Below are 15,041 nucleotides of genomic sequence, written 5' to 3' on the forward strand. Positions count from 1 at the left end.
ATTGGGTGTGGCATCCTTGCAACAGGTCCGACCTTTTGCATTCTTGCGTGGAAACCAACCGTCGGATAGTGAGTTTGCCCTGTCCGTAGTGACACTCAAGAAAGGGGACTCCTATGCGGAAGCTTGCCGTCGTACTGGCACTGGCATCCACCGCGCTCGCCACTCCCGCCCTCGCCCGCGACAAGTCGTGGTACGTTGGCGTCGAAGGCGGCGCGATGATCGTCGAAGACATCGATTATGACATCGGTGCAACCTCCAAGGCGGCTACGGTCGACCACAATTACGGCTATGACGTCGATGGCGTCATCGGCTACGATTTCGGCGGGTTCCGCGTCGAGACCGAAGTCGGCTACCGTTCGGCGACCGTCGACGGCTACAGCTCGACGCTGACCACCCCGGCGTACACCTCGACCGGCGCGCTGGTCTCGGTTCCGCAGGGCACCTATGACTATGCCGGTGGCAAGACCTCGGCGCTCAGCTTCATGCTGAACGGCCTGCTCGACTTCGGCGACGACGACGGCATCCAGGGCTTCGTCGGCGGCGGTGTCGGTGTGGCTCGCGTCAAGGCGAACTACGGCCTGAACAACCGCGGCAACTTCGTCGACGACTCCGACACCGTGTTCGCATGGCAGGGTCTCGCCGGCGTCCGCGCTCCGCTGACCGACCATATCGACGCGACGCTGAAGTATCGTTTCTTCAACGCCGACAACGTCAAGCTGGTCGATGCGACGAACCGTCAGTTCGATGGCCGTTTCCGTTCGCACAGCATCCTCGGTGGCGTGACGTACAACTTCGGTTCGCCGACCCCGCCGCCGCCGCCGCCCCGCCGCCCCGCCGCCCCCGCCCCGCCGCCCCCGGCGCCGGTTGCAGAGGCTCCGGTCTGCTCACCTGGTCCGTTCATCGTGTTCTTCGAATGGGACAAGTCGGACGTTACGCCTGAGGCCGCGTCGATCCTCGACAACGCCGTCAGCCAGTACCAGAGCTGCGGTAACGCGCAGGTCATGCTGGCCGGCCACGCCGATAAGTCGGGTTCGGCCAAGTACAACGTCGGCCTGTCGCAGCGCCGCGCGGACTCGGTGAAGGCGTATCTCACGTCGCACGCCATCCCCGCCGGTGTCATCTCGACGGAAGCGTTCGGTGAGAGCCGTCCGCGCGTCGACACCGCCGATGGTGTTCGCGAAGTGCAGAATCGTCGCGTGGAAGTCACCTACGGCCCGGGCGCCGGTCAGTAAGACCAGCTCCTACCGCAGGAATGCAAATCGGGAGGTCGGCGCGAGCCGGCCTCCCTTTTTGTATGTCGGCGATGCGGCGACCGCGACGCCGTTGCTTCACGGCCGGGCGCGGACGACTGTTCGTAGCAGCGGGAAGACTGGCAATCGGCGGGCGTTCGGCTAGAGAGCGGCGGGGTTCATCCCATTCGCCAAGAGGGTAATCGATGCGCATCACGATGATCGGTTCGGGCTATGTCGGCCTGGTGTCCGGGGCCTGTTTCGCCGATTTTGGCCATGACGTGATCTGCGTCGACAAGGACGAAGGCAAGATCGCCGCGCTCGAGGCGGGGCGGATGCCGATCTACGAACCGGGGCTGGAGGCCTTGGTGGCGACCAACGTCGCGGCCGGCCGGTTGACCTTCACCACCGATCTCGCGGCCTCGGTGGCCGGTGTGGATGCGATCTTCATCGCGGTGGGGACGCCGTCGCGTCGCGGCGACGGCCATGCCGATCTCAGCTATGTCTTCGCGGCCACCGAAGAGATCGCTGCGGCGGTGACCGGCCCGACGGTCGTCGTCACCAAGTCGACCGTGCCCGTCGGCACCGGCGACAAGGTCGAGGCGATCCTGCGCGAGAAGCGGCCCGACGTCGCGGTCGCGGTCGTCTCCAACCCCGAATTCCTGCGCGAAGGCGCCGCGATCGGCGACTTCAAGCGCCCCGACCGGATCGTCATCGGCACCGACGACGAGGCGGCGCGCAAGGTGATGCGCGGCGTCTATCGGCCGCTGTATCTCAACGAATCGCCGATCCTGTTCACCGGGCGGCGGACGTCCGAGCTGATCAAATATGCGGCGAACGCCTTCCTCGCGACCAAGATCACCTTCATCAACGAGATCGCCGACCTCTGCGAGGCGGTGGGCGCGAACGTCCAGGACGTCAGCCGCGGGATCGGCCTCGACAATCGCATCGGCGCCAAGTTCCTCCATGCCGGCCCCGGTTATGGCGGGTCGTGCTTCCCCAAGGATACGCTCGCGCTGCTCAAGACCGCCGAGGATTTCGAAAGCCCGGTCCATATCGTCGAGGCGGTGGTCAAGGTGAACGACAGCCGCAAGCGGGCGATGGGGCGCAAGGTGCTGCACGCCCTGGGCGACAGTCCGAAGGGCAAGACGGTCGCATTGCTCGGCCTGACGTTCAAACCCAATACCGACGACATGCGCGACGCGCCGTCGATCGCAATCGCACAGGCGCTGCGCGACGCCGGCGTGACGGTACGCGCCTATGATCCCGAGGGGATCGAGCCGGCGCGGCGGATGATGCCCGAGCTGACCTATTGCAAGGACGCCTATGAGGCGGCGGCCGGCGCGGATGCGGTGGTGATCGTGACCGAATGGGATGCGTTCCGCGCGCTCGATCTGCCCAAGCTGGCGTCGATCATGACCGCGCCGGTGCTGGTCGACCTGCGCAACGTCTATCGCCGCGACGATGTCGAAGGGGCGGGGTTCGCCTATACCGCGGTCGGGCGCTGATCCTCGGCGAGCGCTACGGCCAGCCAGTCGGGGCGCAGCGCATCGCCGATTGCCTCGACCCGGCGATGCTCGATCATCAGGCCGAGATCGGGATAGGTCGCACGGGTGCGATCACCCGCTTCACCGAGCGGGGCGACGACCAGGCGGCGGTTGACCTTGGCGCGATGATGCATCCGCGCGGTATTCTCCTGGCCGATATAGCAGCCCTTGGTGAAGCTGACGCCGTTGAGTTCGCGGGCGTTGCATTCGAGCCACAGGGTCTCGCCGCTGCCGAGCTCGCCGACGCCCTCGACGACGCCGAGCGACAGGCGGTGCGCCTGCCAGCCGGTCGCCGCCGCGGTGGCGGGCGCGATCCAGCGCCAGCCGAGGTGCGCGAGGCGCGGATCGGGATCGCCCTGGCCGGGTTCGCGCGACCAATGGACCGCGAGGCCATCGTCACGCGCGATCGTGATCGCCCGGCGTAGCCGGTAGAGGCCGAGGCGCCGGATCAATGCATCGACCTGCCCGGCTTCGGCGTCGAGCAACAGGTCGTCGCCATCCGCCCAGACGATGAAGTCGAACAGCGCCTTGCCCTGCGGGGTGAGGAGCGCGGTCCAGACCGGCAGCGCGCCGATCACGTCGTTGGTGACCAGCCCCTGGAGAAAGCCGCGGACGTCGTCCCCGCTGAGGCGGACGAGCGCGCGATCGGAAAGGGTGGTGTTCATCCGTCTTACCTAGTGTCCGATCGGGCGTCATCAAGCTGGCGGCGTCGGCCCGTCGCCGATAGGGAGGGGCATGACCGATCGCCTGACCATCCGCCGCCCCGACGACTGGCACGTCCATCTCCGCGACGGCGCGATGCTGACCGCGGTCGCGCAGCACACCGCGCGTCAGTTCGCGCGCGCGATCGTCATGCCCAATCTGACCCCGCCGGTGACCGATCTGGCGGCGGCGGCGGCGTATCGCGAGCGGATCATGGCGGCGCTGGGCGAGGGGGCGGACTTCACGCCGCTGATGACCTGCTATCTCACCGACGGCGCCGATGCCGGGATGATCGCGGAGGGCTATGCCGCCGGCCTGTTCGCGGCGTGCAAATTATACCCTGCGCATGCGACGACCAATTCCGCCCACGGCGTCACCGACATCCGCCGGCTGACGACCGTGCTCGAGACGCTGCAGCGGATCGGCATGCCGCTGTTGATCCATGGCGAGGTCACCGATCGCAGCATCGATATCTTCGATCGCGAGGCGGTGTTCGTCGAGCGCGTGCTGACGCCGCTGACCCGCGACTATCCCGCGCTCAAGATCGTGCTCGAACATATCACCACCGCCGAGGCGGCGGCGTTCGTCGCCGAGGCGGCGCATCCGATCGCGGCGACGATCACGCCGCAGCATCTGCTGATCAACCGCAACGCGATCTTCGACGGCGGCCTGCGCCCGCACGCCTATTGCCTGCCCGTCGCCAAGCGCGAATCGCACCGGCTGGCGGTGCGACGTGCGGCGGTCTCGGGCAGCCCGCGCTTCTTCCTCGGCACCGACAGCGCGCCGCATGTCGTCGGCGCGAAGGAATCGGGATGCGGCTGCGCCGGCATCTTCAACGCGCCTTATGCGCTGGAGGCCTATCTCCGCGTCTTCGACGAAGAGGGCGCGCTCGACCGGTTCGAAGGCTTCGCCGCCGAACATGGTGCGCGCTTCTATGGCCTGCCGCTCAACGGCGGCACGGTGACGCTGGTCCGCGCGCCCGTCACCGTCCCCGATCGGATCGGCACCGGGGAGACCGCGGTCGTGCCGTTCATGGCCGGCGAGACGATCGGCTGGCGGCTGGACGTCTGAGCCGTCGGCCGCCGCCCGATCAGAAAGGCATCCAGCGTGCCTTGCGCGTGATCTTCATATAGCCGACGTTGACACCGGCGCGATAACCGACGCCGAGCCGGATCGGGATCAATACGATATTGCCGCGGCGCAGATAGGTCGCGGCGAAACCACCGACGAAATACAGCCGCCCCTCGGCCGCGGGAAAGCGGTGGAACAGATCCGCGGTGTCGTAGAGATTGTAGACCAGCACGAACACCTTGTTGGCATCGCCGCCGGCGTCGAAGCCGATCGACGGGCCGGTCCAATAGACCGGCTGCTGGCCCTCGACCTTGTGGCTCATGATCCCCGAGCCGTAGCGTAAGCCTACCACAAACGCGCCCGCAGCCTCGCGCCCGGCGATATAGGCGTTGGGCTGGCCCTGTTCCTTCAGCACCTTCTCCAGCAGACCGGCGAGCCCCGCCGCGCCCTTGCCGAACACGCCTTCGCCCGCGGCGAGCAGGTCGTCGCGCTGATAGGTGTCGGCGGCGCGATTGACCGCTTCGACCCTTGCCTCCTCCGGCACCGCGGCGGCCGGCGGGGCGGACGGGGCGAAGCCCGGCTGCGGGGTGTCGTCTCGCGCGGCCGGCGGATCGGCGCGTCGCGGCGCCGATTGGGCGGGCGTACGCGCCGGGGCGGAGGTGGCGAGGTCACCGTCGATCGCGCGATTGGGATCGATCGTCGTCATCTGCGCCGGCGCACTCGCCGCCAGCAGGCTCGCCGCCGCCATGGAAAACCCGAACACACGCATGCCAACCCCCTCGGACAACCCGATGCGCGCGAGGTTAACCATCGTCGCGCTTGCCGGGCAATGAACGAATGGCGGGATGCCGCGAAATTCCGTCGGATCGCACGACCAAGCGCGGTTGATCCGCCCGCCCACCGCCGCTATAGCGCCCACTCTGCCGCATCCGGAGACGTGGGTGAGTGGCTGAAACCAACGCTTTGCTAAAGCGTCGTACGGGAAACCGTACCGAGGGTTCGAATCCCTCCGTCTCCGCCAGTGGCATAGCGCAAACCGTTGAAAGGTCTCGGTTTTTCGCTTTGCGTCGGCCAGAGCCCCACATTAAGCCCCACAGTCGTATTGCAACATAGCTGGACCTTTGGTCGCGGCATTGCGATGCGCTGACGCTGCGCGGGGCGATTGAGAGGCGGGGATACGATGCCGAAGCTAAACGCGGTTGAACCACCAAAGGACGAGCGGCCGGCAGGCGAGGCAATGTTTAATGTCACCAGCTTCGACGGCCGGTTTGTTATCGGGGTTGAGCCATGGGCATTCGAGACGAAGTGGAGCGGCGCAGGTCGAGGATCGGCTTACCTCTACAATGACCCTGCGGGGATCGAAGGCATCGCGGTCGCAGAGGGGATCGATAGGATCAGTCAGGTCACGCCTGGGGTGGTGGCCGCCGCCGATTTCACATCACGTGTCCAGACACTCGGGGTCGGGCAAGTTGCTTTGCTGCGGAACTCGGCAGGCTTCTACGCTGCGGTAGAGCCGCTGGAGGTCGGCTACTCGGCTACTCCGTCTTTGAACGTCATGCACCTGCGGTTCGCGATCCAGACGGATGGCTCGACGGACTTTTCGTCATTTGCGTCCATCTCCGACACCAGACAGGGGAGGACCGCTGAGCTTCTCGCCGCCGTCGCGGATGCCGAGCGCGCTCTGAGAGCTGTGCCCACAGGCAACGACGATGGCGATACCGACGGAGGCGTGGCTGGGATCGGCCACAATCAGCCGCCCCTTGAGTTCGCGATCTCGGAGGCTGACCGGGCGGAAGCTCTAACTGCACTGGCCGTCGTTCAGCAGGAAGCTGTGAGTACGACGCCATCGACTAGCAAGTTGCGCAGTGCTGGACAAACGATCGCACGATTGGCCGGCAAGGTCGCCAAATGGATCGGCGGCAAGGCTGATGCTGCCGCCGATGAGTTTGCTAAGACTGTAGGTAAGGCTGCCGCCGCTGCCTTCGTGGGAGTGCCTACGTGGCTGATTCTTGAAGGTAAGATCATGGCGCTACTTACCGCCCTAGCTAAATTCATAGGCTAGCTCTGTACCACTCGACCGTGCCTACAGAGACTCGCCCTTGCGTCGAGCCGGCTACGACGCCTAGCCTTCATCAGATCGATAGGGGCATGTCTGGTGGATCAAGAGGTGGTTTGGTGGCGTCGGTGGAACTGGTGGAAAGTCGCCTTCTTCGTCATGCTGCTCCTGTTCGAGGGGGCGCGCGAGATTGCGGTCATCCAGGCTAACTCACCAGCGTATCCTGCTACCCTCGCGACGGTAGTCAGCACGGGCGATCTGACTGTTGCCCAGGGGCGCTGGAACCGGATCGACGGCGGTAGCGCGCTTGTTCCAGGAGCCGTGCGGATCGAGTGCCGTCGTGACGAGGGGCGCTGTTACGAGGTCAGCTACAGCATCAACGACCAGTACGTGAACTCACCCGACCTCTCGATCTACCCCGCTACGTGGAGCGTCGATCAGGTCAGCTACGAGAACGACGATCCGGCCTGTGCACGTTACTCCGTCCGGGTCGACCAGAAGCTGAAGAAGGTGTTCGCCATCCGAGAGCGGAAAGACAAGCCCAGCATGGCGGGGTTTGACTGCACTAAGCTGGAGCGGCGGGTCGAGATGACGCTTACCGACGGCTCGGAGCCATTCGCGGACCCAGCAAAGGGGCACTCCCTGCCCGTTCTGTCGCTGCTCAAGGTGGTGTTTGGAAAATGAGAGTTACCGTTCTGCGCGCCTCCATCGGGGCTTTCCTCATTCTGGGCGGGTCCGCGTCGGCGCTGCACGCCCAGCGCTCGATGTACGAAATTACCGAGGCGCATGATGCCGAGGTCCGTGCCCGCAATGCTGAGACGGACTTCTTCTTCGTCAGCACTGTAAACGACGGCTTGAAACAGGTCCGCTTCTACGTTGATCGAAACACGATCAAGGATGCTACGCCCAGTCGTCTCGCTCGGGCTTGGGTCGATGTCTACGAGGTGGTGGACGGTAAGCGGCCGATCCGTTTGCAGCACTCGAAGTTCTTAGAAGAGGTTCGGTGTGGCGACGAGCCTCAGATGCGCATCAAAACGCTCGTGACCTATGCAACGGATGGCCTACCAACAACGCAGACAGAGAACGAAGCTCTGTCCGACGTGATACCCGGCACCAGCCAGGAAACGGTTCACCGTTTCATCTGTGCTTCCGAGCCCGCCAATGCCTACTATCCGGTGTTCAATGGCAATACGCCGGAGAAAGATGCCATGGCGTATTACGTGCGGCAGCCCAGGTAGAGCTGCTGGTAGCGGATGGCCAAGCCGCTCAGAGCGGCTCCGGCTGCCTCGGCTGATGGCCCTCCTGCTGCTTCTCGGCGTACCGGGCCCGCCGAGCCTCGATCGAGTAGCGCCCATGCTTCTGCCCGTTCTTATTGCCACGTGGTGGACGCGATCGGCCGCCGTGGAAACGGCAGCGGCCGTTCGGGCCGGCATAGTTGCGGCAGGGGCGGCCTGCCTGCCTCGCCCAGGCCCCGCACTGCTGACGGAGCGGGATCAGGCCCATCGCTGCGCACAGACCCGCGGGGAGCCCCCTGGACGTAGCGAGGCGGAGAAGCACCCGCCGCATCTTGCGGTCTTCGCCGTGCCTCCAGCAAAACTTGCGGTAGCTGGTGGACCCACGCTCATCCAGCGCCCGTAGCCAGCGCGCCCAGCCGGCCACGTCGTTCGGGTCGTCGGGCTGGCAGTCGATCGCATACCGGTCGAAGGGTGCGCGCGGCGGTGCCCAGCCGGGGGGCGGCGGAACACGAGGGAAGGTCGCGACCTCCGCCGGCGCGGACTGCAAGCGGACAGCACGAACGAAGTCGGATGCATCAAGTGCCGGAGCCGGACCTTCCATGGATTGGAGCGCGAACTCCTCGTCACTCCAACCATCTTCGGCCATGTCGTTGTTTTCTGCGACATGGCCTTCTACGTCGTGAAGCGCGCTCACAGGAACTCGCTCCCGTCGCTCACCACCGGCACGGCAAAGATTTGCCCAGGGGCGGCGGCGACCGTTTCAGCTGCTTCCTTTGCTCCAGTGCTTTTGTGCCTCCTGCCGACCCCGTTCTGCTCCGCTCCACTCCAGTCAATCCCTAAAGGGATTTGACTGGAGCGGAGCACCGCCTGGGGGCCGTCGTGCTCCAGTGCTCCAGTAGTGATTTCGACTGGAGCACGCACTGGAGCAGGCACCTCCTCTGGGCTACTCGCAGATTTTGCGAGTTGGGCTGGCGACCCCGATCCGACGACGATCCACCACCGCTTACGTCTGGATGCGTCGGGGCGTTCTTCACGCGCTAGCGTGCCGTCGTCGAGCAGGTCCTTCAGCACAGCCTTGATGCGGACGCGGTGGCCCTTGTCGCTGGCATCCAACCCCAGTGCCCGGGCAACTGCTTCGCCCGCCCACTGCTCGGCCTTGTCGCTCTCGCGCCATTCGCCCTGGGCGATCATCGCCTGCACGTCAGCGGCCATGGTCGGGGCCAGCGGCTCGGCTGCCCCAGCGGCCGGCGGGTAGTAGCGCGTCGCGACACCGACGCTGTCGCCGATCCACTCGTCACCCTCACCGTTGGGCAGGTCGACGCTTTCCATCCTATACCAATCCGATCCATCGGCAGCCGGTGCCCGGTTGGCTTTGTCGTCGAACGTGCGGAAGTAGCGCCGCGCGCCGCCCGCGTCGCCGGGCTCGGCATTCATGCCCAGGCCGAAGCGGGTGAACTCGTCGTCCGTCATGCGGTTGAGCACTGTCACCGAGCGCGCGGCGTTGGTCAGCGCGCTGGCACCGCGCGCCCGGTCGACGGTAACCTCCGCGCCGGCTGCCTTGGACGTGTGGTGCACGAGCACGATCACGCAGTCGGCCGCCGCCGCCACCTTCGCCCATTCCTTCGCCACCGCGTCGATCGCGCCATTGTCATTCTCGTTGACGGCATGGCTGCTCACAAAGGGGTCGACGATCAGGCAGTCGATCCGGCGTGCCATGATCTCATCAGTCAGGGCCTTGTAGACCGGCTGGAGCACGGTGAAGCCCTGCCGCGTGGCAACGGCCGTGCACAGGCTCTCGTCGGTCAGGCCGCTGTTGACGAACAGCCCACTGGCATCGGCTGGCGCAACGTTGTGGTACATCGCGGCAGCAATGATCGAGCGGTTCAGTTCTTCCCGCGCATCCTCCAGGTTCCAGAGCCACACACGCTTCGGCCCGCCATGCACCTCATGGCCCAGCAGCGGCCTGCCGCTCGCCATCGCCAGTGCCATGCCGACGGTCAGCGCGGTCTTGCCGGTGGCACCGGGGGCGACGATCGCGCCCACGTTGCCGCGCTGGAGCTGCCGACCGTACAGCCATCGCCGCGGCGGGATGCTGTGCGCCGCCGGCCATGCGAACGGGATGGCGCTGATCGCCGCCGCCGCGCGCTGTGCTTCGGCCAGCACTTCGAACCCGTCGCCATCCGCCGCGACAGCCGCTCGGGCGCGCTCGACCGCCCTGTGCGCCGCCCGCTCGGGGTTTGCCTGGGCGAGGCAGTGTGCACTGATCGGCAGCTCGGGGTCGAGCAGAACGGCGACGATCTGATCGGCAGTGAAGCCTCGACGGTGCATGTCGCACGCGGCGGCGTAGGTGTCGGCCGAACGGTCGTCGCCCGCCGGATTGGCAAGCAACTGCCGGAGTGGATCGGCCGCGCCGATGCCCAGGGCGTCGAACGAGGCCAGACCGCCGGCCAGGGCCGCCGGAGCCGGCCTATCAGCGTGTTCGGGCGGCGGGGTGGCTCCATAGGCCGCCGTCAGCTCCGCAGGAGTCGTACGGCCGTCGCTGACGCCCAGCACGGTGGCGGCGGCGGCAACGCGGCCGGAGCTGCGCTTTTTCGCATTGGGCAGATTGATCGTTCCGGCGACACGCAGGATGCGGTCGACGTTCCAGCACGCCGGGTCGCCGCCGAACTGGGCGATGAGCGACCGATTGATGGCCTCCACCGCCGGGGCGTCGAGGCCATCCACCCGCCACAGCGCCTGCACGCCGCCGCCGCTGTCGACGATGACGTGAGGCGGCAACTCCGCGTCGCGCAGCCTCGACACCGCCGCCGCCTTGTCGAAGTTGGCTTCACCCTTGGGGGGATCGATGTCGACCTGGGCATAGTGGATCGCGGTCACGTCCTCCTTGCTCGCCTTCTTGTTGAGGCCCGGACGGACTGCGTTGACGGAATAGTAGACGTTGGCACCGGCGACGTTGCGCTCGGCGGCCCAGACGGCTGCGCCGGCGGCGTCATCGCCAAACCAGCGCGTCTGAGAAGGGCCACCGGCTGCCGGGAACGTGACAAGTTGGATAGCCTCTCCGCCGACTTGGGCGAGGAACTGCTGGATCGCGGCGCGATCGGGTGTGAGGGCACTCATGCTGCCGCTCCTTTGCTTTTGGATTTCGCCCGCACGACTTCGCGCACGACGGCGCGGCGCAGGCATTGGTCGATTTCGGCGGCGGTAAGGTCGGCCCAGCCGGCGCGCGCGATGCATACCGCGGCACGAGCGCGTTGGTCATTGTCGAGCTGGGCCGCGGCATCCTGACCAGCGAAGCGGATCAGGCGGGTCGCCAACCGGAGGCTCGATCCAGCGATCGGCCGGACCCGGTCCCACAGCTCGAACCCCACACGCTCGTCTGCGTCGGGATTGGCGAGCGCGGCCGTGAGGTCACGCATGATCTGCGTCCGTGCGTCGCTCGGGGCGGGCGCTAGGAGCGCGGTCATGCTTGGCGTCCCTGGGCGTTCAGAAAGGCGTCGGGAGCCAAGCCTTCCGGAGCTGAAGGCATAAGCAGCAGTGCCTCTTCAAGAACGAGGGGCGGAACATCGAAGCCTAGTTCTTCAAAGCGAAGCCGCAGCCTTGCGCGCTCCCGATCGGTGACACGGCTGGCGCCCTCGGCGTTCCACCGGATGTGAGTGCCGTTGTGATGACCGTCTTCCCATAGTTCAGAGCATAGCCAAGCGCCCAAGCGGGTGAAGTCGGACAAGATAAGGACGGTTTGCGTCAGGGTGGCAGCGCACAAGCTTGCTTGCTGAACCGTCATATTTGGTGTATTAGTCATGGTGCTTTCTTTCGGAGAAGAGCAATCTACGGCCTCGCTGGGTGCCAGCCCTGCGGGGCCGTTTTGCGTTCAGGGCAATCGCGGAGACCTTGGCGGGCGGGCATCGCAGATCACGCCGCCACCGCACGACCGGCGATAGCGTGGATGCTCGATGCGCGAATGAGCCGGCGCTTGCCGAGCTTCACGCTTTCAAGATCGCCAGCGGATAGCATGGCATAGATGGTCGTCTTCCCGACGCCGCCTAGCATGGCGCGGGCGGTCTCGACTGAGACCAGGACAGGGTCGAACGCAGGCATAGTAACTTCCTTCGCCGGGGCGGAATTGCCCCAAGACCTGAAACTTAGCTGCGCCATTGGTCCTTATGGATACCGTGGAGGAACGCAGGCGAGTTCGCCGGGCCGATGGCGGTCGTACCGCCGCCCAACGGGCTCAAGGACGCCGCTCCTCCGCCGCGCGATCGGCAAGGCTCGGACCGCCCGTCGGTGGCGGCAGGATCAGAGGAGCGGCGGCGTTGCGACATGCGCTGGTCACGCCGTGCACAGGCCCAAGCCGCTTGGCCCTGCCGCTTGCGCCGCCGCCCTGCGCTAGTTTTCCGCTCCAGCGTTGCTGCCGGGCTATCATTGGCAGGCGTGAATGCTGACGCTAGCGCACACTTGCTGGCGATACTTGGTCAAGATCGATGTGCGGCGGCCCTTCGCCTTAGGCTGGGCATTGGTGAGCACTCAGACCCGCAACCGTGCTGCCTAAAGCTCCAGCCATCCAAAAGCGCGATCTCGCACGGGCCGGCTGCTTTTCACCGAGGAGGTCGGAACGACGTAAGTATCTGTGCGACCGGCAAGGATGGTGACTTCCTTTGACTGGGCCACCATCACCCCCGTCATCTGACCGATGGATAAGCGATAGTGGTAGCAATTACTTATGCACTGGGAGGAGAGAGCGGTATCAATTCGATAGGTTGCCCATTCTGCCGTGGAGCCACCGGCTATAATGCCAGCGGACAGCAGCACGCCTGTAAATTGTGCGAGATTTAACGAGCTGAGGGGGTGCCGCATTCTTATTCGAATGCTCCACGTCAGCTCCTCGCTCCGGTATTTTCCAGCAATGCGAGCAATTTCCTGCACCAGCCAAAGCCCGATCAATGCTCCTAGGAACGCCAGTACGAGAAAAGCAAACGGTAGATAGCCGAACGCAATATTATCCTGAACCGAGCTGTCAATTAAACCAGGGCGAAAGCCGAAATTGTGCAGTAAGACATACTTGTAAGAGTAGCCCGAGAGGTAACAAGTCGCAGAGACCATCACGGCGGCAGGGGCCGCGAGCTTTGTAAGCGCCTCCCAAATCGGGTTGTTATCCCTTGCTCGCTCTCTCACCACCGCAAGGGCGGTAGCATTTGGCTTTCGGGGACTGACGTTGATTTTCGGCCTGATAGGTTTCGTTCGCCGTGTCATTCAGTCGGCATGGGCGAGCTATTTCCGCAAAGCAATCAGACAGTTACGCCAATCGTGTCGATTTGGGAGGCGTCGCTGAAGTATGAGTGCAGCACATCGATAAGGGGTGGCTCGCTTAGGCTCGGGAGGGGACGGGTCGCCTATCCATGGGTGAGTGGTAGTCGTGTGGCAGCGTCGCGATATGCGGCGACCGCGGCTTGCCAGAGTTTCAAACCGCATGATCCTGCCGCCGCCTGTGGCGACTTGCCGACGCGCAAAGCTGCGGCCAGCTCGCGATCGGCGGCGGCCTTCACTGCCCAGGCAAGCCCGGCGGCGGCGTGGCGGGCGGCGTGCTGGGCTTGGCCGAAGCGCAGGGCCTCCGCGGCATCGGCGAGCGCACCACGAGCGCGCAGCTCGGCCTCTCCGCCGCCGCCGCCTGCCTCACGCTCAACGACGTTTACACACCACGCCAGCAGCGCGGCGGCGCGCTTCCGCTCCAGCCCAGTGGAGGTGATGCCGCAGCTATCCGATTGCGTATCGCGCGTCCCAACGAGCACTGGCACCAGGGGCAGTAGTAGGTCGGTGCGCCATCGGTCGGGCATGACATCGTTGAGGACCCGGCCGAACTCGATCAGCACTGGGCAGACGCAGGCAGGCCAGTCGCCGTGCCGCTCGCCGGCGAACAGCGCCACCGCCTCCATCAGGCAAAGGCCGTCACCTGGGCCGCTATGCTGGCCAGCGGTCAGCCGGATGTTGTGCCACTCGTGCATGTGTGTGCCTCGCTTCGTTGCCGGCTGCCCGGCCGCATCGCCTACGTGGCTCGCCACCTTGCCCGAGGGGGCAGGTTGGCCTGGGCAGTGGCCCAATCTGAATGCATGTCATATGCTTGCGGCGGGCAGGCGACAGGGTCAAGGGGCGGCCGTGAAAGCTACTGGGGGAGCTCGCCTACCTGATCTTCTAAGTATCGCCGCACGATCTGCCGAGAGAGAGTCGGAGCCTCAGAGCCCAAGCTGATGATCTCGCTCTGCGAGAGGCGACGAACTCCGTGGAACAGCGCGCTACGCAGTTTATATATGCGATCCCAATCGTCGTCACGGTCCGCCATACCCAAACGGGCCAGCATCTTTTTAACGCGATCCGAAATTCCCGTGTTGAACATGCCTGCGACAGCTTTTCTTAGGACAACTTTGTCAGCCTCATTTATAGAGTTGTCGGCTTCAAGGCTGTCACGAATTTTCTTGATCCATTCCTTTTGTTCCGGACTTCGTTTCTCGTTCACGGCCAGCAACTCTACGGCCGCTAATGAAAGAGTGGCAGCTGCCACGGGGTGGTTGCTCATAGTAGAAGCGTTTAATAGCTCACAAGACAGAGAACTTGCCTCGCTCAGTCTACTAATTTGTTTAGTAGATTGATTGATTGCGTCAACATATGGCTCTATCATGAATTTCGCTATCAGTGTTGCGCCCAAGGACACCGTTTGCGAAGTGACAAACGCCGGGTATACGTCCAGGCCGTGAACATCATCTCTTAACCAGACGCCTGTTTTCCGAAACATATCCTCCTTAATCTCATCAGACCACATGCCGGTCGGCTTATTGTCCCCGCCGACATCCACAGGCAGGCCACGAAGTGCACAGATGACGGACAGAGAACGTTGTAGGTCGTGCCCAAACTTCGCGGCTGCCTCAAGGCTGGGGAACCTGGTCGCCGAAAAGATTACCCATTCGTCGGACCCCAGTGTCAGCCCTTGCTGTCGTGGGCGCAGCAAGACTCGCCGGCCCTTGTATTTGAGCTTGATTACTGGGGCTTCAGTGTTGAGCTTGTTGCCGAAGCGGACGCGAAGTCGCATCTTATAGAAGGTGTTTTTGCTCGAAGCCGATGGCTCCGGCATCATCCGGTCAGCTATCCGCCGACGGGCTTCGATCAGTTTAGCGAGTTCGTTTTCTGCCATATCCCGCGCCCCTCGTCGCTGTGA

Annotated in this window: 16 protein-coding genes, 1 tRNA gene and 1 riboswitch; of the genes, 7 read left to right on the plus strand and 10 right to left on the minus strand. The window is 64.7% G+C overall.

Annotation, left to right across the window (positions count from 1 at the left end; translation table 11 throughout):
* Positions 1 to 113 precede the first annotated feature (113 nt).
* Together MC45_RS15840 and MC45_RS15845 are read left to right on the plus strand one after the other, a co-directional pair.
* On the plus strand, positions 114 to 1,232 hold the full coding sequence (locus MC45_RS15840; protein WP_038665215.1) for an OmpA family protein: 1,119 nt from the start codon (positions 114 to 116) through the stop codon (positions 1,230 to 1,232).
* A 203-nt stretch (positions 1,233 to 1,435) separates the two neighbouring features.
* Complete coding sequence (locus MC45_RS15845; RefSeq protein WP_038665218.1) at positions 1,436 to 2,737, plus strand: UDP-glucose dehydrogenase family protein; 1,302 nt, start codon at positions 1,436 to 1,438, stop codon at positions 2,735 to 2,737.
* On the opposite strand, the gene ygfZ is transcribed toward MC45_RS15845, so the two are convergent.
* Complete coding sequence (ygfZ, locus tag MC45_RS15850; protein ID WP_038665221.1) at positions 2,716 to 3,441, minus strand: CAF17-like 4Fe-4S cluster assembly/insertion protein YgfZ; 726 nt, start codon at positions 3,439 to 3,441, stop codon at positions 2,716 to 2,718. The genes MC45_RS15845 and ygfZ overlap by 22 nt on opposite strands.
* A 70-nt stretch (positions 3,442 to 3,511) precedes the next feature.
* Between ygfZ and pyrC the strand changes: the two genes are divergently transcribed.
* Positions 3,512 to 4,549, plus strand: a complete 1,038-nt coding sequence (pyrC, locus tag MC45_RS15855; RefSeq protein WP_038665224.1) for a dihydroorotase — start codon at positions 3,512 to 3,514, stop codon at positions 4,547 to 4,549.
* Positions 4,550 to 4,568: 19 nt separating this feature from the next.
* Here pyrC and MC45_RS15860 read toward each other — a convergent pair whose 3' ends face one another.
* Positions 4,569 to 5,318, minus strand: a complete 750-nt coding sequence (locus MC45_RS15860) for a DUF1134 domain-containing protein (RefSeq protein ID WP_038665227.1) — start codon at positions 5,316 to 5,318, stop codon at positions 4,569 to 4,571.
* A 162-nt stretch (positions 5,319 to 5,480) separates the two neighbouring features.
* On the opposite strand from MC45_RS15860, the gene MC45_RS15865 reads away from it, so the two are divergent.
* The 4 genes from MC45_RS15865 to MC45_RS15880 all read left to right on the plus strand — a co-directional run bounded on the left by MC45_RS15865 (position 5,481) and on the right by MC45_RS15880 (position 7,843).
* Positions 5,481 to 5,570, plus strand: a tRNA-Ser gene (locus tag MC45_RS15865).
* Positions 5,571 to 5,786: 216 nt separating this feature from the next.
* A complete protein-coding gene (locus tag MC45_RS15870; protein ID WP_038665230.1) occupies positions 5,787 to 6,611 on the plus strand; it encodes a hypothetical protein in 825 nt (274 codons plus the stop codon).
* A 93-nt stretch (positions 6,612 to 6,704) separates the two neighbouring features.
* Positions 6,705 to 7,289 (plus strand): hypothetical protein, encoded by a 585-nt coding sequence (locus MC45_RS15875; protein ID WP_038665233.1) that lies wholly within the window; start codon positions 6,705 to 6,707, stop codon positions 7,287 to 7,289.
* Positions 7,286 to 7,843 (plus strand): hypothetical protein, encoded by a 558-nt coding sequence (locus MC45_RS15880; RefSeq protein ID WP_038665236.1) that lies wholly within the window; start codon positions 7,286 to 7,288, stop codon positions 7,841 to 7,843. The genes MC45_RS15875 and MC45_RS15880 overlap by 4 nt, the downstream gene beginning before the upstream one ends.
* Positions 7,844 to 7,871: 28 nt before the next feature.
* Here the strand turns inward: MC45_RS15880 and MC45_RS15885 are convergent, their stop codons facing one another.
* From MC45_RS15885 to MC45_RS19395, 8 genes are all read right to left on the minus strand, one after another.
* On the minus strand, positions 7,872 to 8,534 hold the full coding sequence (locus MC45_RS15885) for a hypothetical protein (RefSeq protein WP_156143855.1): 663 nt from the start codon (positions 8,532 to 8,534) through the stop codon (positions 7,872 to 7,874).
* A complete protein-coding gene (locus MC45_RS18640; RefSeq protein WP_052075713.1) occupies positions 8,531 to 10,957 on the minus strand; it encodes an AAA family ATPase in 2,427 nt (808 codons plus the stop codon). Before MC45_RS18640 ends, MC45_RS15885 begins: the two co-directional genes overlap by 4 nt.
* Positions 10,954 to 11,256 carry a hypothetical protein gene (locus MC45_RS19615; RefSeq protein WP_169742555.1) on the minus strand — a complete coding sequence of 101 codons (303 nt, stop codon included), beginning with the start codon at positions 11,254 to 11,256 and terminating at the stop codon, positions 10,954 to 10,956. Before MC45_RS19615 ends, MC45_RS18640 begins: the two co-directional genes overlap by 4 nt.
* 44 nt (positions 11,257 to 11,300) lie before the next feature.
* Complete coding sequence (locus MC45_RS19385; protein ID WP_156143856.1) at positions 11,301 to 11,639, minus strand: hypothetical protein; 339 nt, start codon at positions 11,637 to 11,639, stop codon at positions 11,301 to 11,303.
* 110 nt (positions 11,640 to 11,749) lie between these two features.
* Positions 11,750 to 11,935, minus strand: a complete 186-nt coding sequence (locus MC45_RS15900) for a helix-turn-helix transcriptional regulator (RefSeq protein WP_156143857.1) — start codon at positions 11,933 to 11,935, stop codon at positions 11,750 to 11,752.
* Positions 11,936 to 12,382: 447 nt separating this feature from the next.
* On the minus strand, positions 12,383 to 13,087 hold the full coding sequence (locus tag MC45_RS19390) for a hypothetical protein (RefSeq protein WP_156143858.1): 705 nt from the start codon (positions 13,085 to 13,087) through the stop codon (positions 12,383 to 12,385).
* 140 nt (positions 13,088 to 13,227) lie between these two features.
* Positions 13,228 to 13,836 carry a hypothetical protein gene (locus tag MC45_RS18645; RefSeq protein WP_052075714.1) on the minus strand — a complete coding sequence of 203 codons (609 nt, stop codon included), beginning with the start codon at positions 13,834 to 13,836 and terminating at the stop codon, positions 13,228 to 13,230.
* Between the two features lie 3 nt (positions 13,837 to 13,839).
* Positions 13,840 to 13,946, minus strand: a riboswitch (SAM-I-IV-variant riboswitch).
* Positions 13,947 to 13,994: 48 nt separating this feature from the next.
* A complete protein-coding gene (locus tag MC45_RS19395) occupies positions 13,995 to 15,017 on the minus strand; it encodes a hypothetical protein (protein ID WP_156143859.1) in 1,023 nt (340 codons plus the stop codon).
* Positions 15,018 to 15,041: the final 24 nt, after the last annotated feature.

It is taken from the genome of Sphingomonas taxi (assembly GCF_000764535.1).
In the GTDB taxonomy this organism is placed as follows: Bacteria; Pseudomonadota; Alphaproteobacteria; order Sphingomonadales; family Sphingomonadaceae; genus Sphingomonas; species Sphingomonas taxi.